Consider the following 21,933-nt stretch of genomic DNA (forward strand, 5'->3'; position numbering starts at 1 on the left):
AACGGCCCGAGCCATCGCCGCTGCCGTCGCGCGGGCCGTCGCGCGGGCCGGTGAGGCCGGTGAGGCCGGTGAGGCCGGTCGCAACCTTTTCGGATGTCACCATGCAAGCGCCACCGCTCCGGCGCAACAACCGGATTTCGGGGCGCTTTCCGGCTTTTGGCGCGGCGCACGGGGGGACGGCGGAAGCGCGCTTGCCTGTCCCGAGCGAACCGCGCGCGCTGCCTCGGCGGCGCGGGGCAGGCGGCGACCCTCGCCCGCCCGGGGCCCGGACGGCTGGCTCTTGCGGCCCGGAAACCCATGGCCCCGGCATAGGGCGCGCGCTTGCATCCACACACTATCCGGTTGAACGACGCGACGCAGGGCTTACAAGTCGCTGCACGGAAGAATCCGGGCCGCGCGCCAGAGAGATCCGCATCTTTGCAGAACCAGACCGGGGTAACATGATCCGTCACATCGTCTTCTTCACCGCCCGGAACGACGGCAATATCGAGGCCATCCGCAAGGGGCTGCAAAAGCTGACAGGCATCCCGCATGCCCAGCACCTCGAAATCGCGCTGAACAAGAAGTCGGACCCGACCAGCAAGGAAATCGACGTGGTGGTCTATGGCGAATTCGCCGACGAGGCCGCGCTGGCGGCCTACAAGGCGCATGAAACCTATGCGCAGTCGATCCGCGACGTGAAACCCCTGCGCGAGCTGCGCTTCGCGGTGAATTACGACCAGACCCAAGCCATCACCCGTCCCGATGACACGGACTGACGCCGGATCCCGGGACGGCGGCGCCCGCATCGTGCTGCGCGACGATCTGGCGGGCACCGAGATGCGCTTTGCCGCACCCGCCGAGGTGATCCGCGCCGATCATGCCGGCGAGGTGGCGGACGCGCTGGCCCGGATGGAACGCGCGCGGGCCGCGGGCAAGTGGTGCGCCGGTTACGTGAGCTACGAGGCGGGCTATGCGCTGGAGCCGGCCCTGCAGGACCATATGCCGGAGGGACGGCGTGTGCCGCTGGTGCTGATGGGTGTCTTCGATGCGCCCGAAAACGGGCCTGTCAGGGCGCGCGGGCAAGAGGCCCCGGCGCTGACGGATTTCCGGCCCGGGTGGTCCTTCGACGACTACGCCCCCCGGTTCCAGCAGGTCCACCAGCACCTGCGCGCGGGCGATTGCTATCAGGCGAACCTGACCTTTCCGGTGACGGCGCGGTGGCAGGGCGATCCTGCGGCCCTCTTCGACGCGATGACCCATCGGCAACCGGTGCGCTATGCCGCCCTGGTCGAGCTTGGCGGCCCGGTCATCCTGTCGCGCTCGCCCGAGCTGTTCTTCGAGGTCGGAGAGGACGGCTGGATCGAGACCCACCCGATGAAAGGCACCATCAAGCGCGGGACAACCCCCGAGGAAGATGCCGCCCTTGCCGAATGCCTGCGCAACGACGAGAAGAACCAGGCCGAGAACCTGATGATCGTCGACCTGCTGCGCAACGACATCTCGCGGATTTGCGAACTGGGGTCCCTGTCCGTGCCGGAACTCTTCCGCATCGAAAGCTACCCCACCGTGCACCAGCTTGTCAGCCGCATCCGGGCGCGGCTGCGGCTCGGGCCTAACGGTCACGGATATCTTCGCGGCGCTTTTCCCCTGCGGCTCGATCACCGGCGCACCGAAGATCCGCGCGATGCAGATCCTGCGCGGGCTGGAGCCGCGTCCGCGCGACATCTACTGCGGGGCGATCGGCTTTGTCTCGCCCGCCGGGCGGATGCGGTTCAACGTGGCGATCCGGACGCTCAGCCTCTACGAGGACGGCGAGGCGGTCTTCAATGTGGGCGGCGGCGTCGTCTACGATCCCGAGGTGGGCTCGGAATACGCGGAATGCCTTCTGAAGGCCCGTTTCGCCGCCGGAAACGCGCTGGAACCGCAGCCCTGCGCCGCGACGTGACACCGGAACCGGGTACGCGGGCCTCTCACAGGAGGGAGGCTGTCCGTGGAATTTTCCGTCCGCCTCTGCTTGCCCTTAAGTCATGCGGCCCGTAGACAGCTTCTAGCCCGCGCCTCCCGCGTGCGGTCGCGCCCTGCCGGGCGCAGGCCAGAACCTGAGGATACCCGCTCTTGCTCGATCAGATCGCGCTGCGCGCCGAACTCGCCGATCACTACGATCTCGCCCCTTCCACCGATCTCGCCGCCGAGATGTCCGGGATCTATGCCCGCATGGACCGCGTCGTGGCGCCGCCCGACTGGGCCGTCTTCGCGCCCTATGTCGCCGCCATCAACCGGCTGAAGGCCGAGCGGAACGCGGTGATCCTTGCCCACAACTACATGACGCCCGAGATCTATCACGGGATCGCCGACGTCGTGGGTGACAGCCTGCAGCTGGCCATCGAGGCGACCAAGGTCGAGGCCGACGTGATCGTGCAATGCGGCGTGCATTTCATGGCCGAGACCTCGAAGATCCTGAACCCGGCCAAGACGGTTCTGATCCCCGACATGGATGCGGGCTGTTCGCTGGCCGAAAGCATCACCGCCGAGGGCATCGCCGAGATGCGCGCCAAGTATCCCGGCGCGCCGGTGGTCACCTATGTGAACACCACCGCCGAGGTGAAGGCCGCCTCGGACATCTGCTGCACCTCGTCGAACGCCGCCCAGATCGTCCGCGGGATCGAGGGCGACACGGTCATCATGACCCCGGACAAATACCTGGCGCAGAACATCGCGCAACAGGTGCCGGAAAAGCGCATCGTCTGGTGGGACGGCTCCTGCATCGTGCACGAGCAGTATACCGCGCAGGACCTGCGCGACTTCCGCGAATGGAACCCCGGCACCCGCATCATCGCCCACCCCGAGTGCCCGCCCGACGTGGTGGCCGAGGCCGATTACTCGGGCTCGACCAGCGGCATCATCGACTATGTCACCGCCGAGCGGCCCGAGAAGGCGATGCTGGTAACCGAATGCTCGATGGCCTCGAATATCTCGGACGCGTTGCCGGATGTCGATTTCGTCGGCCCCTGCAACATGTGTCCCTACATGAAGAAGATCACGCTGGAAAAGGTGCTCTGGTCGCTGCACAGGATGGAAGGCGCGGTCGAGGTCGACCCCGCCGTCGCCGACAAGGCCCGGGTTGCCGTGCAGCGCATGATCGACCTGTCGCGGAAGCTGTCCGGCTGATCCGATGACCCCGATCGACACCCCGCGCGTCCTGATCGTGGGCGCGGGCCTTGCGGCGCACTACGCGGCGCTGCGGCTGGCCCCGCATCCGGTGCTGATGATCTCTCCCGAACCGCTGGGCTCCGGGGCCTCGTCGGCCTGGGCGCAGGGCGGCGTGGCGGCGGCGATGGACCCGGCGGACAGCGCCGAGGCCCATGCACGCGATACGGTGCGCGCCGGCGCCGGGACCGTGGATGCGCAGGTGGCGCGGACGGTCACCGCCGAGGCGCGCGCGCATATCCTCGACCTGACCGGGCTGGGCACGCCCTTCGACCGGACCGCAGAGGGCGGCTATGTCCTGTCGCGCGAGGCGGCGCACAGCTTTGCCCGCGTCGTGCGGGTGCGGGGCGATCAGGCCGGGGCCGAGATCATGCAGGCGCTGACCGCGCAGGTCCGCGCCGCGCCGCATGTGCAGGTGCTCGAAGGCGTCATGGCCACCGGACTGGTCATCGAGAAGGGCCGCGTGCGCGGGATCGAGGCCGCGCGCTGCGCGCAGGGTCTGACGCAGTCGGTCAAGCTGCGCGGGGCCGCGGTGCTGCTGGCGGGCGGCGGCTCGGGCGGGCTTTATGCGCTGACCACCAACCCGCCACGCATTCGCGGGCAGGTGCTGGGCATGGCGGCGCGGGCCGGGGCGGTGATCGCCGATGCCGAGTTCGTGCAGTTCCATCCCACCGCCATCGCGGGCGGTCTGGACCCGGCGCCGCTGGCGACCGAGGCGCTGCGCGGCGAGGGGGCCGCACTGATCGACCGCGAGGGCGCGCGCTTCATGCCTGCGGCGCATCCCGATGCCGAACTGGCGCCGCGCGACGTCGTGGCCCGCGCGGTCTTTGCCCAGACGCAGGCCGGGATGGCCCCGGCGTTGGACACGCGAAGCGTCCTTGGGCCACGCCTCCTGACCGAGTTTCCCGCCGTCGCGGCAGCCTGCCGGGCCCTTGGGATCGATCCGGTGACGCAGCCGATCCCCGTCGCCGCCGCCGCGCATTACCACATGGGCGGCATCGCGACGGACGAGGCGGGCGCCAGCACGCTGCCGGGCCTCTGGGCCTGTGGCGAGGTGGCCTCGACCGGGTTGCACGGCGCGAACCGGCTGGCCTCGAACGGGCTGCTCGAGGCGCTGGTCTACGGGCGCCGCGCCGCGGATGCGATTGCACAGGGGCTGGTCGCGGGCGATGCCCAGCCGGTCGGTCTGCCGGATCTCGCCCCGGTGCCGGACCCCGATCCGGCGCTGGTCGCCCGGCTGCGGCAGGCGATGACCGAGGGCGCCGGTGTCATCCGCGACGCCGCGGGCCTGCGGCACACGCTGGACACCATCGCATCGGTCGAGGAGGCGCAGCCCGACTGCGCCGCGCTGCTGAACATGACCGCAACCGCCACGCTGATCGCCGCCGCCGCGCTGGCCCGGGAAGAGAGCCGGGGCGCACATTTCCGCGCCGACCACCCCGAGGCCCGTGCCGCCGGCGAACGCTCTTTCTTCACCCTCGCGCAGGCGCTGGAGATCCGCGCCCTGGCCCGAAAGGACTCCGCATGACCGCCACCCCCTTGCCCGACATGATCCTTGAACCGCTGGTCCGCGCCGCCTTGCTGGAGGATCTGGGCACCTACGGCGATATCACCACCCGCACGGTGATCCCGGCTGCGACGCGCTATACCGCGCGGCTGAACGCGCGCGAGGCGGGGGTCGTCTCGGGGTTGCAGGTCGCGGCGCTGGCCTTCCGGCTGGTCGACCCGGCGCTTGTGATCACGGCGCACAAGGCTGACGGCGACAGCATCGCACCCGGTGACCTGCTGATGGAGATCGAGGGCCGGGCGGCCTCGATCCTCTCGGCCGAACGGGTCGCGCTGAACTTTGCCGGGCGGCTGTCGGGCATCGCAACGATGACCGCCGCCTTCGTGGCCCGGACGCAGGGGACCGCGACCCGCGTGACCTGCACCCGCAAGACCACGCCCGGCCTGCGGCTGGTCGAGAAGCAGGCGGTGCTGCATGGCGGCGGGTTCAACCACCGGTTCTCGCTGTCGGACGCAATCCTGATCAAGGACAACCACATCGCGGCGGCGGGCGGCATCCGCCCGGTGCTGCAGGCGGTCAAGGCGCAGGCCTCGCACATGATCCGCTGCGAGATCGAGGTCGACCGGCTGGACCAGCTGGCCGAGGTGCTGGACGAGGGCGGCGCCGAGGTGGTGCTGCTGGACAACATGGACACAGCCACCCTGCGCGAGGCGGTGGCCATGGCCAAGGGGCGCGTGGTGCTGGAGGCCTCGGGCAACATGCGGCTGGACCGGATCGCCGAGGTCGCGGCAACCGGCGTCGACTACATCTCGTCCGGGGCGCTGACGCATTCGGCGCAGACGCTGGACCTCGGCCTCGATTTCTGAAGCTGCCCGGCGGCACGGGCGTCACCCCGACGGGGTGACGTCGGCCCGTCCCTCCGGCCTGCCACCGCCAACGGGCGCCTAGGCGCTTTCGCGCACCACCAGCCGCCCGAGAAAGGCCCGGTCGAGATTCGTGGTCTCGGCGCTTTCCAGAACGTCGACCAGGTATTCGGCCATCTCCGTCAGGGGCTGGCGGTAGGTGGTCAGCCGGTAGTTGTGGCTGGACGCCTGCGGCACGTCGTCGAAACCGATCACCGCGATGTCGCCCGGCACATCCAGCCCCAGCCGATGGCGGATCGTGTCGATGGCCCCAAGCGCCAGCGCGTCGTTTTCGCAGACAAGGATATCGGGCCGGTCGGCTGCCGCGCGCTGCGCGAGGGCCGCGTAGACAACCTCGGCGCTGAGCTGCGGGTCGTAGGCGTCGACCGCATGGCTTTCGGGCTGAAAGCCACGCTCCTCCATCCAGATCCCGGCGAAGGTCTCCTTGCGCAGCAGGTGGGCCGAGGTCGTTCGCGGCCCGGCAAGGTAAAGCGGCTGCCTGTACCCCCGGTTCAGCACGTAGCGGGCAATCTCGCGGGTCGCGGCCACGTCGTCGACACAGATCGAGATCGTCTCGGGGTTCTCGGAACTGCGGGCGAAGATGATCAGCTTCTTGAAACGGCGGGCCTTGTGGGCGGCCTCCAGCACCTCGTCGTCGAATTGCAGGCCGATCAGGATCGTCGCGTCGACGCGGCGCTGGCTGGCGTTCATCAGGGCCGGGGCGGCATCGTCGGGGTCCAGCGTGTTGACCAGCAGCGTGTCCCAGCCCCGGGTGCGCAGGGCGCGGGTCAGGCGCTCCAGCATCACCAGCTTGTGCGGGTTGGCGAAGTCGTCGATCAGCAGCGCCACGAGGTTCGACCGGGTCGAGGCAAGCGCCGCAGCGTGCAGATCCGGCACGTAGTTCAGCCGCTCGGCGGCCTCCAGCACCTTTGTCCGCGTGCGCGGAGAGATCGAGGCGTCCTTCTTGAAGGCCCGGTTCACCGTCCAGCGGGACACGCCTGCCGCCGCCGCCACGTCGTCGGCCGTTACGTTCTGCATGGTTCGGCCTTCGGTCACGGGTGTCCGGGTCTCCTGATTCGCGGCGGCGTGGCGCCGGTCCCTGTTGGGGGTATTCACCGTTCTATCCGTAAAATCCAGCGTTTGCACGCATTCTGCACCCGCGTGCAAATTGTGTTTGCACGCGGGTGCAAATCGGATATCCCTACGGCAACGCGGCGCCGAAACGCCCGCACCGTCTGGGAGGACTTCATGCTCAAGGTTGGTTTGCTCGGCGCTGGCCGTATCGGTCAGGTGCACGCCGTCAACATCGCGAACAACGCCCGATCGACCCTTGTGGCGGTCTCGGATGTCCACGAAGAGGCGGCGACGAACCTGGCCGCGCAGCACGGCGCCGGGGCCCGCAGCTCGGACGAGATCCTTGCCGACCCCGCCATCGACGCGGTGCTGATCGCAACCTCGACCGACACGCATTCCACCCTGATCGAGGCGGCGACCGCGGCGGGCAAGGCGGTGCTTTGCGAAAAGCCGGTCGACCTGTCGCTGGCGCGCGCGCAGCAGTGTCTGGCGGCTGTGGCCGGGACCGGCCAGCCGGTCATGATCGGCTTCAACCGCCGCTTCGACCCCAATTTTGCCGCGCTCAAGGCTGCCAGCCTCGCCGGTGAGATCGGCAAATCCGAACTGCTGTCGGTCACCTCCTTCGACCCGGCCCCGCCGCCGGTCAGCTACATCAAGGTCTCGGGCGGGCTGTTCCGCGACATGATGATCCACGACTTCGACATGGCGAACTTCATCATGGGCGAGCGTCCGGTCACTGTGCGCGCGGTGGGCAGCGCCATCGTCGATCCCCAGATCGGCGCGGCGGGCGACGTCGACACCGCCGTCGTCACGCTGACCTATGCCGATGGCCGGATCGCGGTGATCAAGAACAGCCGCCGCGCGGTCTACGGCTACGACCAGCGGGTCGAGCTTCTTGGGTCCGAAGGCCTGCTTCAGGCGGGCAACATGCTGGAGAACACCGTGGTGAGGTCGACCGCGGCGGGCGTGTCCTCTGCCAAACCCACGTATTTCTTCCTCGAACGCTACATGCCCGCCTATGCCGCCGAGTGGGAGGCCTTTGTCGCCGCCCTCCTCGGATGGCGGCGCCCTGCCGGTGACGCTGGAGGACGGCATCGCCGCGCTGGCAATGGCCGAGGCCGCCACGGAATCCGCGAAGACCGGGCAGGCCGTGCCGCTTCGGGGCTGACATCCGACGTCCCGCCGCGGTGCCCGGGGAGGGGCGCGCGGCGGGTTCACCGCATCCGGCGCAGGCGCGCCGGGTCCATGCGGCGGCAGAAAGACCGCCGCGCATTATCCAAGGGAGGATATCCGAATGAACAAGCTTCTCGCTTCGGTCGCAACCGTGGCCGCGATGGCCGTGGCCGCCCCGGCTCTGGCCGCCGACATCATCGTCGTCGCCCACGGTCAGGCCAACGACCCCTTCTGGTCGGTCGTCAAGAACGGCGTGCAGAAGGCCGGCGAAGACACCGGCGCCAATGTCGAGTTCCGCTCGCCCGAGACCTTCGACATGGTCCAGATGAGCCAGCTGATCGACGCCGCCGTGAACCAGGAGCCGGATGGCCTGGTGGTCTCGATCCCCGATGGCGATGCGCTTGGGCCGTCGATCGAACGCGCGGTGGCCGCAGGCATCCCGGTGATCTCGATGAACTCCGGCTCTGACGTGGCCCCCGATCTGGGCGTGCTGCTGCACGTCGGCCAGTCCGAGTACGACGCGGGCGTTGCGGCGGGCAAGAAGCTGGCCGAGATGGGCGGCACCAAGGGCATCTGCGTCAACCAGGAAGTGGGCAACGTCGCGCTCGACCTGCGCTGCGAGGGCTTCACCGAGGGCTTCGGGCAGGAGGTCACGGTCATCCCGACACAGAACGACCCGACCGAGGTGGAATCCAAGGTCCGCGCGGCGCTGGAATCCGACCCGGACGTCGATACGGTGCTGGGCCTTGGCGCCTCGCTGGTGGGTGAACCCGCCGTCGCCGCCGTCAAGGCGCTGGGGCGTGAGGACGTTCTGGTTGCCTCCTTCGACCTGTCCGCCGGTTTCCTTCAGGCGGTGGCCGACGGCGACGCGGCCTTTGCCATCGACCAGCAGCAGTTCCTGCAGGGCTACCTGCCGGTCGCCTTCCTTGCACTGAACGCGGAATACGGCCTGATGCCGGGCGGCAACGTGCCCTCGGGCCCGAACCTCGTGACGCAGGACTCGGCGGCGCAGGTCATCGACCTGTCGGCGCAGGGCATCCGCTGATCCACTGACAGCGGGCCGCGCGCAGGGCGCGCGCGGCCCATGCATTGCAACGGGAGGGGACCATGGCAGCCGATACCGAGGCCCATGTGGATGAGCGCATCCGCGCGGAATCCGTCACGACGAAACTCATGAAACGGCCGGAACTGGGCGCCATCGGGGGCGTGATCCTCGTGACGCTGTTCTTCCTGATCACCGCCGACAGCGCCATGTTCACGCTGTCGGGCATCATGAACTTCATGACCCCTGCCGCGCAGCTTGGCATTCTGGGCATCGCGGCGGCGATGCTGATGATCGGCGGCGAATTCGACCTGTCCATCGGGTCCATGGTGGCCTTCGCGGGCATGGTCTTCGGCGTCTTCACCGTCAATATGGGGCTGCCGCTGATCGTGGCGATCCCGCTGACCATGGTCTTTGCCGCGGCCATCGGGGCGGTCAACGGCTCCATCGTGCTGAAGACCGGGCTGCCGTCCTTCATCGTGACGCTTGCGGGGCTGTTCATCCTGCGCGGCGCGGCGCTGGTCGGGCTGAAGATCTTCACCGGCGGCTCGACCCAGTTGCGCGGCGTGCGCGACGCGGTCGAGGACGACTGGCTGGCGCCGATCTTCTCGGGCGAGGCCTTTGGCGGGCTGTTCGCATGGCTTGCTAAGGCCGGGCTGATCGAAACCTTCAAGAACGGCACCCCCAAGGTGCCCGGCATCCCGGTCGAGATCCTGTGGTTCATCGCGCTGGCGCTGGTGGCGACCTACGTCTTGCTGCGCACCCCGGCGGGCAACTGGATCTTCGCCACCGGCGGCGACAGCAACGCTGCCACCAACTCGGGCGTGCCGGTGCGCCGGGTCAAGATCAGCCTCTTCATGCTGACAGCCTGCGCCGCCGCCCTTGTCGCCATCATCACCGTGATCGACGCCGGATCGACCGATGCCCGGCGCGGCTTCATGAAGGAATTCGAGGCGATCATCACGGCGGTCATCGGCGGCTGCCTCCTGACCGGGGGCTATGGCTCTGCCATCGGGGCCTTCTTCGGGGCGATCATCTTCGGCATGGTCACCATCGGGCTGACCTACACCGACTTCGACCAGGACTGGTTCCAGATCTTCCTCGGCGGCATGCTGCTGCTGGCGGTGGTCTTCAACAACGTGATCCGCAAGCGTGTGACGGGGGAGCGCTGAGATGACCGCAGACAGCACATTCCACCACGGCGAGACCGCCACGGGTGCCAAGCCCATCATCCACATGGAGGGCATCAAGAAGCACTTCGGCAACGTGATCGCGCTGAACGGCGTGACCTTCGACGTGACCCCGGGCGAATGCCACTGCCTTTTGGGCGACAACGGCGCGGGCAAGTCGACCTTCATCAAGACCATGTCGGGCGTGCACAAGCCGACCGCGGGCCAGATCTTCTTCGAGGGCAAGCCGCTGTCCTTCGACAGCCCGCGCGAGGCGATGGAGGCCGGGATCGCCACGGTGTTCCAGGACCTCGCGATGATCCCGCTGATGAGTGTCACGCGCAACTTCTTCATGGGACGCGAGCCGGTGAAGGGTAGGGGGCTGGCGAAACGCTTCGACATCGACAAGGCCAACGAGATCACCATGGAAGAGATGCGCAAGATGGGCATCAACCTGCGCGCGCCGGATCAGGCGGTGGGCACGCTGTCGGGCGGCGAACGCCAGACCGTCGCCATCGCCCGCGCGGTCTATTTCGGCGCCAAGGTGCTGATCCTCGACGAGCCGACCTCGGCGCTTGGCGTGCGGCAGACCTCGAACGTGCTGTCGACCATCGACCGGGTGCGCAGGCAGGGCGTCGGCGTGGTCTTCATCAGCCACAACGTGCGCCACGCGCTGGCGGTGGGCGACCGCTTCACCGTGTTGAACCGGGGCCAGACCCTCGGCACCGCCGTGCGCGGAGAGATCGAGGCCGCCGAGCTTCAGGACCTCATGGCCGGCGGGCAGGAAATGGCGCAGCTGGAAGGCTCGCTGGGCGGCACGATCTGAGGGCAGGGCGGTCCCCGTGCCGCCCGCCACGACACCTTTACCGGAAAGTTGGCCATGTCTGAGACCGACAAAGCGCCCGGCGTTGCCCTGATCGGCACGGGCTTCATGGGCAAATGCCACGCGATGGCGTGGAACAACGTCGCCACCGTCTTCGGCATGCCGCGCCCCCGGCTGGAGGTGCTGTGCGACGTGACCGACGCCTCGGCCCGGACACATGCGGCGGCCTTCGGCTTCCGGCGGGCGACGGCGGACTGGCAGGCGGCGGTGGGTGATCCGGCGGTGGACATCGTCTCGATCACCACGCCGAACGGGCTGCACCGCCCCATGGCCGAAGCGGCGCTGGAGGCGGGCAAGCACGTCTGGCTGGAAAAGCCCATGGCGCTGACGCTGGAGGATGCCAAGGCCATGGCCGCACTCTCCGCCGCCCGGCCCGGGCAGGTGACCATGCTTGGCTACAACTACCGCCGCAGCCCCGCCTTTCAGGCCGCGCGCGCGCTGATCACGGCCGGCGAGATCGGAGAGCCGCGCGCCTTTCGCGGTGTCTATGACGAGGATTATTCCGCCGACCCGGCCCTGCCGTGGTCGTGGCGGCTGACCCGTGAGGGCGGCGGCCTTGGCGCGCTTGGCGACCTTGGCTGCCACCTCGTCAGCCAGATGTTGGCCTTGATGGGGCCGGTGGCCGAGCTGACCGCCATGACGCAGATCGCCATTCCCCAGCGGCCCTCGCCCGAAGGCCCCAAGCCGGTCGAGAACGAGGACAGCGCGCTTGCACTGATCCGCTTCGCCTCGGGCGCGCAGGGATCCTTCGCCACGTCGCGGGTGGCGCGCGGGCGCAAGTGTCGTCTGCAATGGGAGGTGCACGGCTCTGACGGCACGCTGGTCTTCGATCAGGAGAACATGAACGAGCTCTGGCTTCACCGCACCGGCGAGGCCGGGTTCACCCGCCACCTCACGGGGCCCGAGCAGCCGGATTTCGCCGCCTTCTGCCACGGCGCGGGGCACAACTTCGGCTTCAACGAGATGAAGGTCATCGAGGCGCGCGACCTGCTGGCGGCCATCGACGGCGCGCCCAACACCGGCCCCGATTTCGCCGAGGGTCTTGCGATAGAGCGCATCATTCACGCCATGGCGGCCTCGGAGGGGCGCCCCGTCACCCTGGGAGAAGCGACATGAAGGATCTCGACGTCATCACCATCGTACCGCGCGGGTGTGGACCTTTACGGCGCGCAGATCGGCGGGCGGCTGGAGGATATGGGATCCTTCGACAAGTACATCGGCGGCTCGCCCACCAACATCGCCTGCGGCAGCGCGCGGCTGGGCCTGAAGACGGCGCTGATTTCCCGCGTCGGCGACGAACACATGGGGCGCTTCATCCTCGAACAGCTGGCGCGCGAGGGGGTCTGCACCGATGGCGTCGTGACCGACCCCGAGCGGCTGACCGCGCTGGTGATCCTCGGCATCCGCGATCAGGAACAGTTTCCGCTGATCTTCTACCGCGAGAACTGCGCCGACATGGCTCTGTGCGAGGACGATATCGACGAGGGCTTCATCCAGCGCGCCCGCGCCGTGGTGGTGACGGGCACGCATCTGTCGCACCCGCGCACCGAGGCGGCGGTGCTCAAGGCGCTGCGGCTGGCGCGCAGGCACGGGCTGCGCACGGCGCTCGACATCGACTATCGCCCGAACCTCTGGGGTGTGGCGGGGCATGGCGACGGCGAAAGCCGCTTTGTGGAAAGTGAAAAGGTCACTGCCAAGCTGCTGTCGACGCTGCATCTGTTCGATCTGATCGTGGGCACCGAAGAGGAGTTCCACATCGCGGCCGGGTCGATCGACACAATCGCCGCCCTGCGCCGGGTGCGCGAGAATTCTGCCGCGACGCTGGTCTGCAAGCGCGGCGCGCTGGGGGCGGTGGCCTTCGAGGGCGCGGTGCCGGACAGCCTTGACGAGGGGCAGGCGGGGCAGGGCTTCCCCATCGAGGTTTTCAACGTGCTGGGCGCGGGTGACGGGTTCTTTTCCGGCCTGCTGAAGGGCTGGATGGCGGATGCCGACTGGCCGACCGCGCTGAAATACGCCAATGCCTGCGGGGCCTTCGCGGTCAGCCGCCACGGCTGCACGCCCGCCTATCCCTCGCTGGAAGAGCTGGAGTTCTTCCTTGCGCGCGGCGTGCAGCGCCCCGACCTGCGCAACGATCCCGAGCTGGAGCAGGTGCATTGGGCGACCAACCGGCATGGCGACTGGTCCAGCGTGAAGACCTTCGCCTTCGACCACCGCCTGCAACTGGAAGAGATCGAGGGCTACAGCCCCGCCAAGGGCGCCGCCTTCAAGGAGCTCTGTCTGGAGGCCGCGCTGAAGGTTCAGAACGGCCAACCCGGTTACGGCATCCTTTGCGACAACCGCATCGGGCGCTCGGCCCTGCATGCGGCCAGCGGCTCGGGCCTGTGGATCGGGCGCCCGGTGGAACTGCCCGGCTCGCGCCCCGTCGAATTCGAGCCGGACCTTGGCGCCGATTTCGGGCGCCTGCGCGAATGGGCGCGCGAGAACGTGGTCAAGCTGCTGGTCTTCTGCCACCCGGACGACGACGCCGCGACGCGGGCCCTGCAGGAAGAGCGCGTGCATCGCCTCTTCACCGCCGCCCGCCGCAACGGTCTGGAATTCCTGCTGGAAGTGATCCCCTCGAAGGTCGGCCCGGTGGATGACGACACCACCGCCACGCTGATCCAGCAGTTCTACGACGCGGGCGTCTACCCCGACTGGTGGAAGCTGGAACCCTTCAGGACCGAGGCCGCATGGGCCAAGGCGGTTCAGGCCATCGAGCGCAACGACCCCCGCACCCGGGGCATAGTGGTGCTGGGCCTCGACGCGCCCGAGGCGGCGCTGGCGGAAAGCTTTGCGCTGGCGGCGCGGCAGCCGCTGGTCAAGGGTTTCGCCGTGGGCCGGACGATCTTCGGCGATGCCGCCCGGGCATGGCTGAAGGGCGAGATGACCAATGCCGAGGCGGTCGCGCAGATGGCGGCCCGCTATTCCCGCCTGTGCGAGATCTGGGACAGGGCCCGCGCCGAGGCCCGGCAGCACGCGGCCTGAGGAGGACAAGAGATGAGCAACACGATCCGGCTGACCGCCGCGCAGGCCATGGTGAAATGGCTGGCCGTGCAGATGATCGAGGACGAGGCCCCCGGCAGCGAGGCGGGCGGGCAGGTCAGGGCCGAGCGCTTCATCGACGGCATCTGGGGCATCTTCGGCCATGGCAACGTGGCGGGGCTGGGCGAGGCGCTGGAAAAGGCCCGTCAGGACTTCCCCACCTGGCGCGGCCAGAACGAACAGACCATGGCCCATACCGCCATCGCCTATGCCAAGGCCGAGGAAGCGCAGGCGGGCCATGGCGGTGACCTCTTCGATCGGGCCGGGGGCCACGAACCTCGTGACCGCCGCCGCGCTGGCCCATGTGAACCGCCTGCCGGTGCTGCTGATCCCCGGCGACGTCTTCGCCAACCGCCGCCCCGATCCGGTGCTGCAACAGGTCGAGGATTTCGAGGACGGCACCGTCTCGGCCAACGACTGCCTGCGGCCCGTGTCGCGCTATTTCGACCGCATCAGCCGCCCCGAACACCTGCTGACCGCGCTGCCCCGCGCGCTGGCCACGATGACGGACCCGGCCACCTGCGGACCGGTCACGCTGGCCTTCTGTCAGGACACCCAGACAGAGGCCTACGACTACCCCACGGAATTCTTCGAGCGTCGCGTCTGGCGCATCCGCCGCCCGCAGCCCGACCCGCGCGAGGTCTCGGACCTCGTGGCGCTGATCAAGGCGGCCAAGGCGCCGGTGATCGTCGCCGGGGGCGGGGTGATCTACGCGCAGGCCGAGGACACCCTTGCGCGCTTTGCCGAGACCCACGGCATCCCAGTGGTGGAAACGCAGGCGGGCAAGTCCGCGCTGGCGCAAAGCCACCCGATGAACTTCGGCGCCAGCGGCGTCGATGGCTCCGCCGCCGCCAATGCGCTGGCCGCAGAGGCGGATCTGGTGATCGGTGTCGGCACGCGCTTTCAGGACTTCACCACCGGCAGCCGGACGCTTTTCTCGAACCCCGGGCGGCGGCTGGTCTCGATTAATGTGGCGGGCTATGACGCGGTCAAACATGGCGCGCTTCCGGTCATGGGCGACGCCCGGGCGACGCTCAAAGCGCTGTCGGACGCCCTTGGCACCCACCGCGCGGGGGCCTTCGACGCGCAGGCCCGCACTGCCTGGCTGGATGCCGTGACGCATCATTGCCGCGACCGCCAGCGCGCGGCGGGCGACCTGCCCACCGATGCCGAGGTGATCGGCGCCGTGCAGCGCGCCACCGGCGAAGATGCCGTGGCCATGTGCGCCGCCGGCACCATGCCCGGCGCGCTGAAGCTGCTGTGGCAGCCGTCTCAGGGCGGCTATCACATGGAATACGGTTTCAGCTGCATGGGCTACGAGATCGCGGGCGCCATGGGCGTCAAGCTGGCCCTGCCCGCGCGCGAGGTGATCTGTTTCGTCGGCGACGGCAGCTACATGATGGCGAACTCGGAACTGGCGACCGCCGTGATGCGCCGGGTGCCCTTCACCGTCGTGCTGACCGACAACCGGGGCTATGGCTGCATCAACCGCCTGCAACAGGGCTGCGGCGGCGCGCCCTTCAACAACCTTTATGCCGACAGCAACGTCGAGCAGCAGCCGCAGATCGACTATGTCGCGCATGCCGCGTCCATGGGCGCGCATGCGGTCAAGGCCGCCAGCGTGGCGGATCTGGAAACCCGCATCGTAGAGGCGCGCGGGCGCGACATTCCCACGGTGATCGTCATCGAGACGACCCCGCACGAAGGCCCCGGTTTCGGCGAGGCCGGTCACTGGTGGGACGTGGCCGTGCCCGAGGTCGGCTCCACCGACACGCTGACCAAGGCCTATGCCACCTATCTCGACAACAAGCAGCGCCAGCGGCTGGTGAACTGAAGCCGCTGAGCAGGAGACCAATATGATCCGTTTCGGCACCAACCCCATCGCCTGGGCCAATGACGACGACCAGAGCCTTGGAGCGCATATCCCGACCGCGCGCATCCTGGACGAGGCCGGGCGCCAGATCGGCTTTGACGGGATCGAGAACGGCCACCGCTGGCCCGCCGACCCCGAAGAGCTGCGGCTGATGATGGAAGAGGCGGGGCTGGCCTTCATCTCGGGCTGGCACTCGCTGAACCTGCTCGCGCATTCGGTCGAGGCAGAGAAGGCCGCCATCCAGCCGCATCTGGACCGGCTGAAGCACAACGGCTGCACGGTCTGCATCGCCTGCGAGACCTCGAACTCGGTGCAGGGGCAGGACAGGCCGCTGTCCGACCGCCCGGTGCTGAGCGATGCCGGGATGCGGGACTTCGGCGCGAAGGTCGAAGAGATCGCGCAATACTGCGCCGATCAGGGCATCGCGCTGGTCTATCACCACCACATGGGCACCGTCGTGCAATCGCCCGAGGACATCGACGCCTTCATGGCGGCGACCGGCCCGGCGACCAAGCTGCTGTTCGACGCGGGGCATTGTGCGTTCGGGGGCGGCGACCCCGAGGCGGTTCTGCGGAAACACGTCGCCCGCGTGCGCCATTTCCACGCCAAGAACGTCCGTCCCGCGATCCGCGCGCGTGTGGAAGCCGAGGGCCTGTCCTTCATGGACGGCGTCCGCGCCGGTGTCTTCACCGTTCCCGGCGATCAGGAGGGCGCGGTGGATTTCGCCCCGCTGCTGAAGGTCCTGGCCGAAAACCGCTATGACGGCTGGATCGTCATCGAGGCCGAGCAGGACCCGGAGCAGCGCAATCCGCTGCTTTACCAGACGCTTGGCCTTGCCACCCTGAAACGCCAGGCCGCCGAGACCGGCCTGATTTGAAGGAGACCCCCATGCCCTATCTTCTCAAACGCCCCTTCGGCACCCACGGCAAGGTCCACCAAATCACGCCGGAAAGCGCGGGCTGGCGCTACGTGGGTTTCGACCTCTGGCGCCTGCGCGCCGGAGAGACCGTGTCGGACATCACCGGCACCGACGAGGTGATCCTCGTCATGGTCGAGGGCAAGGCCGCCCTGCAGGGTGCCGGTCAGGACTGGGGCGAGCTGGGCGACCGCATGAACGTCTTCGAGAAGACGCCGCCGCATTGCCTCTACCTGCCCGACGGCTCGGACTGGTCCGCCACGGCCACCACCGATTGCGTGATCGCCGTCTGCAAAGCGCCGGGGCAGGGCGGGCATCCGGCCCGCCGCATCGGCCCCGAGGGCATCACCCTGACCCAGCGCGGCGAGGGATCGAACACGCGCTACATCAACAATATCGCCATGGAGGCCGAGGACTACTGCGATGCGCTGCTGGTGACAGAGGTCTTCACGCCCGCGGGCAACTGGTCGTCCTACCCCAGCCATCGCCACGACGAGGATGACTTTCCGCGCATCACCTACCTTGAAGAGACCTATTATCACCGGCTCAACCCGGCGGACGGCTTCGGCATCCAGCGCGTCTACACCGACGACCTGCAGTTGAACGAGACGATGGCCGTGCACGACGGCGACGTGGTCTGCGTGCCGCGCGGCCACCATCCCTGCGGCGCGCCGCACGGGTTCGAGATGTATTACCTCAACGTCATGGCCGGACCGCTGCGCAAGTGGCGCTTCGTCGCCGCGCCGCCGGTCGAGCACCTGATGCGCTAGCGGGCCGCCGCGCCCGAAGGAGAACACCATGCCCTTCCAGCTTGCCGCCTGCGCCGAGATGCTCTGGCGCGACCGGCCCATCGACTGGCGCGCCGCCCGGCTGACCGAACGCGGTCTTGGCGTCGGCCTGTGGAACTGGCCCGACCACGACCTGACAAGGCTCGAAAGGGTCGGCGCCAATTACACCATCATGAACGGCTACCTGACCGGGCGCCTGACCGATCCCGAGGGCGCCGACAGGCTGCTGGCCTCGGCGCGCGAAACCGCCGAGGTGGGCAAGCGGCTGGGGGTCGACCGGCTGAACCTGCACGGCACGGGGCTGGGCGAGGGCGGCATTCCGATCCCGCAGCACGGCACCTTTTCACCGGGGATGGCCCTGCGCGCGCGCGATACGCTGCACCGGCTCTGCGACATGGCCGAAGAGCTGGGCGTGGTCTACACGCTGGAGAACCTGAACCCGCTGGATCATCCCGGCTGCCCCTTCGGGTCGACCGCCGAGGTGCTGTCCCCGGTGTCTGCGGTGAACCGTCCGCAGTTGCGGATCAACCTCGACCTCTACCACACGCAGATCGGCGAGGGCGACCTGATCCGCTGGTGCAGGGCCTGCCTGCCGTGGATCGGCGAGGTGCAGGTCGCCGACAACCCGGGCCGCTGCGAGCCCGGCACCGGAGAGATCAACTACGCCGGTGTCGCCCGCGCCCTGCGCGACATGGGCTATACCGGCGCGGTGGGGATGGAGGCCTACGCGGCGGGTGACAGCGACGCCGCCGTCGAGGCCTTCGTGGCGGCCTTCACGCTGTAGCACCGGCCCCGGTAGACGCCAGACGGCGGCCCCGGCAAAGGGCGCGCCGTCCCTGCACCCCGGGTGTCTCTGCCCCGACCTGGGCGCCCTTCAACGGGGCGCCCGGGGGTTCAGCCGACGCGCAGGGCAAAGCCGTCGCAGGGGGCAAGCAGCAGCTCTTCGAGCTGTTCGTCAAGCACGATCACGGTGATCGAAGCCCCGTTCATGTCGAGCGAGGTGCAATAGGGCCCGACCCATGTGCGCAGGATCTCGACCCCGCGGGCGGCCAGCCGCTGGTGAACGCGGCGGTTGAGGATGCCCAGCTCCATCATCGGCGTGCCGCCCAGCCCGTTGACCAGAAGCCCGATGCGGCTGCCCGGCCCCAGTTGCGCCTCGGCGATCAGCCCGTCCATGATGCGGTCCGCGATGTCGTCTGCGGCCATCATCGGGCCGCGCTGCACGCCCGGCTCGCCGTGGATGCCCACGCCGATCTCGATCTCGCCCTCGCCAAGCTCGAACGAGGGGCGGCGGGTTTCGGGCAGCGACCCGGCGGTCAGCCCGACGCTCATGGTAAAGGTGGCGGCATTGGCCTTCTGAACCAGACGCTCGCAATCCTCCAGCGGCAGCATCCGGTCGCAGGCGGCCCCGGCGATCTTGAAGATGAAGACGTTGCCGGCGGTGCCGCGCCGCCCGTCGCGGTCCGAGGCGGGGGAATAGGCAATATCGTCGGTGGTCACGATAGTGCGCACCTCGATGCCCTCGGCGGCGGCCAGTTCCCCGGCCATCTCGAAGTTCATGACGTCGCCCGAGTAATTGCCGAAGACATGCAGCACGCCCGCACCGGTCGAGGCCGCGCGGCAGCAGGCCGAGGATGCGGTCGGGGGGCGGGGCGGCAAAGATATTGCCCACCGCCACCGCATCGGCGAGCCCCGGTCCGACATAGCCCAGAAACAGCGGCTCATGGCCCGCGCCGCCGCCGATCACCAGCCCGACCTTCCCGGTGCGGGCCGGGGTCGCCCGGCGGATCGCCCGGCAGGAACCCTCGATTGCGGCGATGTGGTGGGGATGGGCTCTCAGCAGACCCTCCATCGCCTCGTCCACCGCGGATCGGGGATCGTTGAGGAACTTCTTGACCGGGGCGCGGGAGGTTTCGCCCGGCGGCGCGGTCTCGGCGGGCGCGGGTGACGGCGGGCGGCGCGACAGGCTTTGGCGCAGCACCGGCGCGCCGTCGGCGCGCAGGATGCCCTCGGCGGTATCGGCGTCGGTCACCAGCACGTTGATGTAACCGCCGCGCAGCGCCGCCAGCAGGGCGGGAACCTTGTCGAAGCCCCCGGATACGCCGATCCGGGTGCGCACCTGTTGCAGCTGCTCGAGCGCCAGCCCGATGGTGCGCTCGTCAAGCGGACCGATCACCGGCCTGCCGCTGGCGTCGATGAACCGCCCCAGCAGCGATCCGACCGCGTCGCAGTAATGGTCGTGCTGTTCCAGCGCGTTCGAGAAGAAGCCGCTGGTGTGGATGGTCGAATTCGGGCGCAGCGAGGACACGCCAAGCAGGATCGTATCCAGTTCGGACAGCGCCTGCATCTGTTCGCGCAGGACCGGCTCTTGCAGTAGCAGGTCGCGCACCTGCGGGTGCGACACGATGCAGGGCGCCGACAGCGGCACAACCTGCGCCGACAGCGCCTCGGACAGGCGGGCGGCGACCGCCTCGGGGGTGTAGGGGATGGCGGCGGTGGTGCCGCCTGTTGCCTGCACCACGCGCAGATCGGGCAGAGCCTGCGGTTTCACCGCGGCGGCCACCGCCAGCATCGTGCGCCCCCAGCCGATGCCGACGGTCTGCGCCGGGCGCAGGTGCCAGCCCAGCGTCCGCGCCCCGGCGTCGCCCAGCCGGTCGATCAGGCTGCGCTGACCGCCCGTCGTGGGCACCACGAGGCAGTCGCGCAGGCCGAAATGATCGACCATCTGCTGCGCCAGCGAGAGGCTGCGCAGCCGGTCCACGGCAATCGAGATATTGACGATGCCGCGCTCGCGCGCCTCTGACAGGTAGGTGATGACGGTCGGTCGCGACAGGCCCATGGTGGCGGCGATATCGCTTTGGGTCATGCCCTCTTCGTAGTAGAGCCATGCGGCCCAGAGCACCGGATCCTCGCCGAACTTCAGCGGCGGGCGGCGGGTGCCGTCGGCTGTCGCGGACCGTTTGGCGCGGCCTTCCTTCATGCCCGGTCCTTCCGCTGAGACAGGGTTTCGACCAGCGCCTCAAGCACCACCAGCGCCGAGCTGGCGCCGGGGTCGATGCGGCCCAGGGTGCGGCTGCCCAGCCGGGCTGCGCGGCCCCGGACGGCGATCATCGCGCGCGTCGCCTCCAGCCCGGTTGTCGCGGCAGCCAGCACGCCCGCCATGTCGCCGCCCGCGGCGCTGCGCGCAGCCGGGGCCCAGACGTCCAGCATGGTGCAGTCGCCGGGCTGCGCCTTGCCGCGTCGGGCGATGCCGTCGTGGAAAGCCGCGATCAGCCTGCCCGCGCCGATGCTGTCGGGTCCGCTGCGCGCGGCGGCTTCCAGAAAGGCGGTGGCATAGAGCGGCCCCACCGTCGCGCCCACCGCGCTGAGAAAGCGCTGCCCCGCCGCGCGCAGGGCGCCGGGCAGATCCTCGCCGTCAGAGGCAAACCCGGCGGCCGCCGCCGAGAAGCCGTCGGCCATCGACGCGCCGTGATCGCCATCGCCGACTTCCCCATCCAGCGCCGACAGCTCGATCCTTCGGGATTCGAGCTTTTGCGCCGCGCGTTTCAGGAACGCGGCCAGCGCCGCGCGGTCGAGGTCTTCGGTCATCCATGCTCCTCCGCGTCCACCGGACAGAGTGACGCCGGGCGCAGGAGTTTGCAATCTGGTGACGCGTCTTTGCGCATTCCGCCCCCCGACGCCCCCGGGGCGGCCCGGCGTTCAGCCCAGCCGCGCCTCGATCTCGTTGGCGAGGGTGACGAGGATCAGCGCGCAAGAGGTCGCGCCCGCGTCCTGCACCCCGCGCGACCGCTCGCCCAGGCGGCTGGCGCGACCGATCTTGGCGATCATGTCGCGGGTGGCATCGCGGCCCTGTTCGGCAGCGGCGCGGACCGCGCTGAGCGTCGCGGGAAAACCTTGCGGCGCGGTCTCTTCGGCGGCGCTTACGGCGGGGCACAGCGCGTCGAGCAGGCATTTGTCGCCGGGTTTCGCCTCGCCGATGGCCATGACCCCCTCGGCCCCGGCGGCCAGCATGGCGGCGAAGGTGGGCGCGTCGATGCGATCTTTGCCCACGACCACATCCGCCATGTCGGAAAAGAACATGCCGTAGAGCGGCCCCATGGAGCCGCCGATCTCCCCCATCAGCACATCGGTGAGGGTGGCAAAGGCGGCGTCCAGCGTGTCGGCATCGTCAATGCGCTCTGCGGCGCGGCCAAAACCCTTGGCCATGTTGTTGCCGTGGTCGCCATCGCCGATCTTGCCGTCGATCTCGGACAGCCAGGCGCGGTTCTCGACCACCGCCGCGGCCACCCGGCGCACCATCGCGCCCGATCCTGCGTTTTCGAAACTTGCCATTTGC

General features: G+C 69.1%; 16 protein-coding genes and 5 pseudogenes. 16 read left to right on the forward strand and 5 right to left on the reverse strand.

Annotated elements, in window-relative coordinates; genetic code table 11:
* Window positions 1-440 precede the first annotated feature (440 nt).
* The 6 genes and pseudogenes from ABFB10_RS21410 to nadC all read left to right on the forward strand — a co-directional run bounded on the left by ABFB10_RS21410 (window position 441) and on the right by nadC (window position 5,562).
* Window positions 441-758, forward strand: coding sequence for a Dabb family protein (locus ABFB10_RS21410; protein ID WP_347168266.1), 318 nt, complete (start codon window positions 441-443; stop codon window positions 756-758).
* A 256-nt stretch (window positions 759-1,014) separates the two neighbouring features.
* Window positions 1,015-1,530 (forward strand): annotated as a pseudogene (locus ABFB10_RS21415) (chorismate-binding protein); the annotation flags it as partial.
* A 28-nt stretch (window positions 1,531-1,558) separates the two neighbouring features.
* Entirely contained in the window at window positions 1,559-1,927 is a 369-nt protein-coding gene (locus ABFB10_RS21420) for a chorismate-binding protein (protein WP_347168611.1), read from the forward strand.
* Between the two features lie 170 nt (window positions 1,928-2,097).
* Window positions 2,098-3,150: a quinolinate synthase NadA gene (gene nadA, locus ABFB10_RS21425; protein ID WP_347168267.1), complete on the forward strand. Its 1,053-nt coding sequence runs from the start codon at window positions 2,098-2,100 to the stop codon at window positions 3,148-3,150.
* Window positions 3,151-3,154: 4 nt separating this feature from the next.
* On the forward strand, window positions 3,155-4,717 hold the full coding sequence (locus ABFB10_RS21430) for an L-aspartate oxidase (RefSeq protein ID WP_347168268.1): 1,563 nt from the start codon (window positions 3,155-3,157) through the stop codon (window positions 4,715-4,717).
* Window positions 4,714-5,562 (forward strand): carboxylating nicotinate-nucleotide diphosphorylase, encoded by an 849-nt coding sequence (gene nadC, locus ABFB10_RS21435; RefSeq protein ID WP_347168269.1) that lies wholly within the window; start codon window positions 4,714-4,716, stop codon window positions 5,560-5,562. Before ABFB10_RS21430 ends, nadC begins: the two co-directional genes overlap by 4 nt.
* Window positions 5,563-5,640: 78 nt before the next feature.
* On the opposite strand, the gene ABFB10_RS21440 is transcribed toward nadC, so the two are convergent.
* Window positions 5,641-6,636: a LacI family DNA-binding transcriptional regulator gene (locus ABFB10_RS21440; RefSeq protein WP_347168270.1), complete on the reverse strand. Its 996-nt coding sequence runs from the start codon at window positions 6,634-6,636 to the stop codon at window positions 5,641-5,643.
* Between the two features lie 210 nt (window positions 6,637-6,846).
* Here ABFB10_RS21440 and iolG point away from each other — a divergent pair.
* The 10 genes and pseudogenes from iolG to ABFB10_RS21490 all read left to right on the forward strand — a co-directional run.
* Window positions 6,847-7,683, forward strand: a pseudogene (gene iolG, locus ABFB10_RS21445) (inositol 2-dehydrogenase); the annotation flags it as partial.
* Window positions 7,684-8,005: 322 nt separating this feature from the next.
* Window positions 8,006-8,890 (forward strand): sugar ABC transporter substrate-binding protein, encoded by an 885-nt coding sequence (locus ABFB10_RS21450; protein WP_347168271.1) that lies wholly within the window; start codon window positions 8,006-8,008, stop codon window positions 8,888-8,890.
* Between the two features lie 62 nt (window positions 8,891-8,952).
* Window positions 8,953-10,059: an ABC transporter permease gene (locus ABFB10_RS21455; RefSeq protein WP_347168272.1), complete on the forward strand. Its 1,107-nt coding sequence runs from the start codon at window positions 8,953-8,955 to the stop codon at window positions 10,057-10,059.
* A 1-nt stretch (window position 10,060) separates the two neighbouring features.
* Window positions 10,061-10,882, forward strand: coding sequence for an ATP-binding cassette domain-containing protein (locus ABFB10_RS21460; protein ID WP_347168273.1), 822 nt, complete (start codon window positions 10,061-10,063; stop codon window positions 10,880-10,882).
* A 54-nt stretch (window positions 10,883-10,936) separates the two neighbouring features.
* A complete protein-coding gene (locus tag ABFB10_RS21465; protein ID WP_347168274.1) occupies window positions 10,937-12,055 on the forward strand; it encodes a Gfo/Idh/MocA family protein in 1,119 nt (372 codons plus the stop codon).
* Window positions 12,052-13,963 (forward strand): annotated as a pseudogene (locus ABFB10_RS21470) (bifunctional 5-dehydro-2-deoxygluconokinase/5-dehydro-2-deoxyphosphogluconate aldolase). The gene ABFB10_RS21465 and the pseudogene ABFB10_RS21470 overlap by 4 nt, the downstream one beginning before the upstream one ends.
* Window positions 13,964-13,975: 12 nt before the next feature.
* Window positions 13,976-15,854 (forward strand): annotated as a pseudogene (gene iolD / locus ABFB10_RS21475) (3D-(3,5/4)-trihydroxycyclohexane-1,2-dione acylhydrolase (decyclizing)).
* Window positions 15,855-15,876: 22 nt separating this feature from the next.
* The gene (iolE, locus tag ABFB10_RS21480; protein ID WP_347168275.1) at window positions 15,877-16,770 is read left to right on the forward strand and encodes a myo-inosose-2 dehydratase; all 894 of its coding nucleotides are present in this window, start codon (window positions 15,877-15,879) and stop codon (window positions 16,768-16,770) included.
* An 11-nt stretch (window positions 16,771-16,781) separates the two neighbouring features.
* Window positions 16,782-17,579: a 5-deoxy-glucuronate isomerase gene (iolB, locus tag ABFB10_RS21485; protein WP_347168276.1), complete on the forward strand. Its 798-nt coding sequence runs from the start codon at window positions 16,782-16,784 to the stop codon at window positions 17,577-17,579.
* Between the two features lie 28 nt (window positions 17,580-17,607).
* The gene (locus ABFB10_RS21490) at window positions 17,608-18,381 is read left to right on the forward strand and encodes a TIM barrel protein (RefSeq protein ID WP_347168277.1); all 774 of its coding nucleotides are present in this window, start codon (window positions 17,608-17,610) and stop codon (window positions 18,379-18,381) included.
* Window positions 18,382-18,491: 110 nt separating this feature from the next.
* Here the strand turns inward: ABFB10_RS21490 and ABFB10_RS21495 are convergent, their stop codons facing one another.
* The 4 genes and pseudogenes from ABFB10_RS21495 to dhaL form a co-directional block, all read right to left on the reverse strand.
* Window positions 18,492-19,322: a dihydroxyacetone kinase subunit DhaK gene (locus ABFB10_RS21495; RefSeq protein WP_347168612.1), complete on the reverse strand. Its 831-nt coding sequence runs from the start codon at window positions 19,320-19,322 to the stop codon at window positions 18,492-18,494.
* Window positions 19,288-20,577 (reverse strand): annotated as a pseudogene (locus tag ABFB10_RS21500) (sugar-binding transcriptional regulator); the annotation flags it as partial. The pseudogene ABFB10_RS21500 and the gene ABFB10_RS21495, both read right to left, overlap by 35 nt.
* Complete coding sequence (locus tag ABFB10_RS21505) at window positions 20,574-21,185, reverse strand: DAK2 domain-containing protein (RefSeq protein WP_347168278.1); 612 nt, start codon at window positions 21,183-21,185, stop codon at window positions 20,574-20,576. The pseudogene ABFB10_RS21500 and the gene ABFB10_RS21505, both read right to left, overlap by 4 nt.
* 111 nt (window positions 21,186-21,296) lie before the next feature.
* Window positions 21,297-21,929: a dihydroxyacetone kinase subunit DhaL gene (dhaL, locus tag ABFB10_RS21510; protein WP_347168279.1), complete on the reverse strand. Its 633-nt coding sequence runs from the start codon at window positions 21,927-21,929 to the stop codon at window positions 21,297-21,299.
* Between the last annotated feature and the right edge of the window lie 4 nt (window positions 21,930-21,933).

The sequence above is a fragment of the Ponticoccus litoralis genome, from assembly GCF_039769985.1.
GTDB lineage: Bacteria > Pseudomonadota > Alphaproteobacteria > Rhodobacterales > Rhodobacteraceae > Ponticoccus > Ponticoccus litoralis.

What these genes read in the sequence shown, in the direction of transcription:
- ABFB10_RS21440 (WP_347168270.1), bottom strand. Translation starts at nt 6,636, where the DNA reads ATGCAGAACGTAACGGCCGACGACGTGGCGGCGGCGGCAGGCGTGTCC.
- nadC (WP_347168269.1), top strand. Translation starts at nt 4,714, where the DNA reads ATGACCGCCACCCCCTTGCCCGACATGATCCTTGAACCGCTGGTCCGC.
- ABFB10_RS21465 (WP_347168274.1), top strand. Translation starts at nt 10,937, where the DNA reads ATGTCTGAGACCGACAAAGCGCCCGGCGTTGCCCTGATCGGCACGGGC.
- ABFB10_RS21410 (WP_347168266.1), top strand. Translation starts at nt 441, where the DNA reads ATGATCCGTCACATCGTCTTCTTCACCGCCCGGAACGACGGCAATATC.
- ABFB10_RS21430 (WP_347168268.1), top strand. Translation starts at nt 3,155, where the DNA reads ATGACCCCGATCGACACCCCGCGCGTCCTGATCGTGGGCGCGGGCCTT.
- iolE (WP_347168275.1), top strand. Translation starts at nt 15,877, where the DNA reads ATGATCCGTTTCGGCACCAACCCCATCGCCTGGGCCAATGACGACGAC.
- ABFB10_RS21490 (WP_347168277.1), top strand. Translation starts at nt 17,608, where the DNA reads ATGCCCTTCCAGCTTGCCGCCTGCGCCGAGATGCTCTGGCGCGACCGG.
- dhaL (WP_347168279.1), bottom strand. Translation starts at nt 21,929, where the DNA reads ATGGCAAGTTTCGAAAACGCAGGATCGGGCGCGATGGTGCGCCGGGTG.
- ABFB10_RS21495 (WP_347168612.1), bottom strand. Translation starts at nt 19,322, where the DNA reads ATGAGCCGCTGTTTCTGGGCTATGTCGGACCGGGGCTCGCCGATGCGG.
- ABFB10_RS21455 (WP_347168272.1), top strand. Translation starts at nt 8,953, where the DNA reads ATGGCAGCCGATACCGAGGCCCATGTGGATGAGCGCATCCGCGCGGAA.
- ABFB10_RS21505 (WP_347168278.1), bottom strand. Translation starts at nt 21,185, where the DNA reads ATGACCGAAGACCTCGACCGCGCGGCGCTGGCCGCGTTCCTGAAACGC.
- ABFB10_RS21450 (WP_347168271.1), top strand. Translation starts at nt 8,006, where the DNA reads ATGGCCGTGGCCGCCCCGGCTCTGGCCGCCGACATCATCGTCGTCGCC.
- ABFB10_RS21460 (WP_347168273.1), top strand. Translation starts at nt 10,061, where the DNA reads ATGACCGCAGACAGCACATTCCACCACGGCGAGACCGCCACGGGTGCC.
- iolB (WP_347168276.1), top strand. Translation starts at nt 16,782, where the DNA reads ATGCCCTATCTTCTCAAACGCCCCTTCGGCACCCACGGCAAGGTCCAC.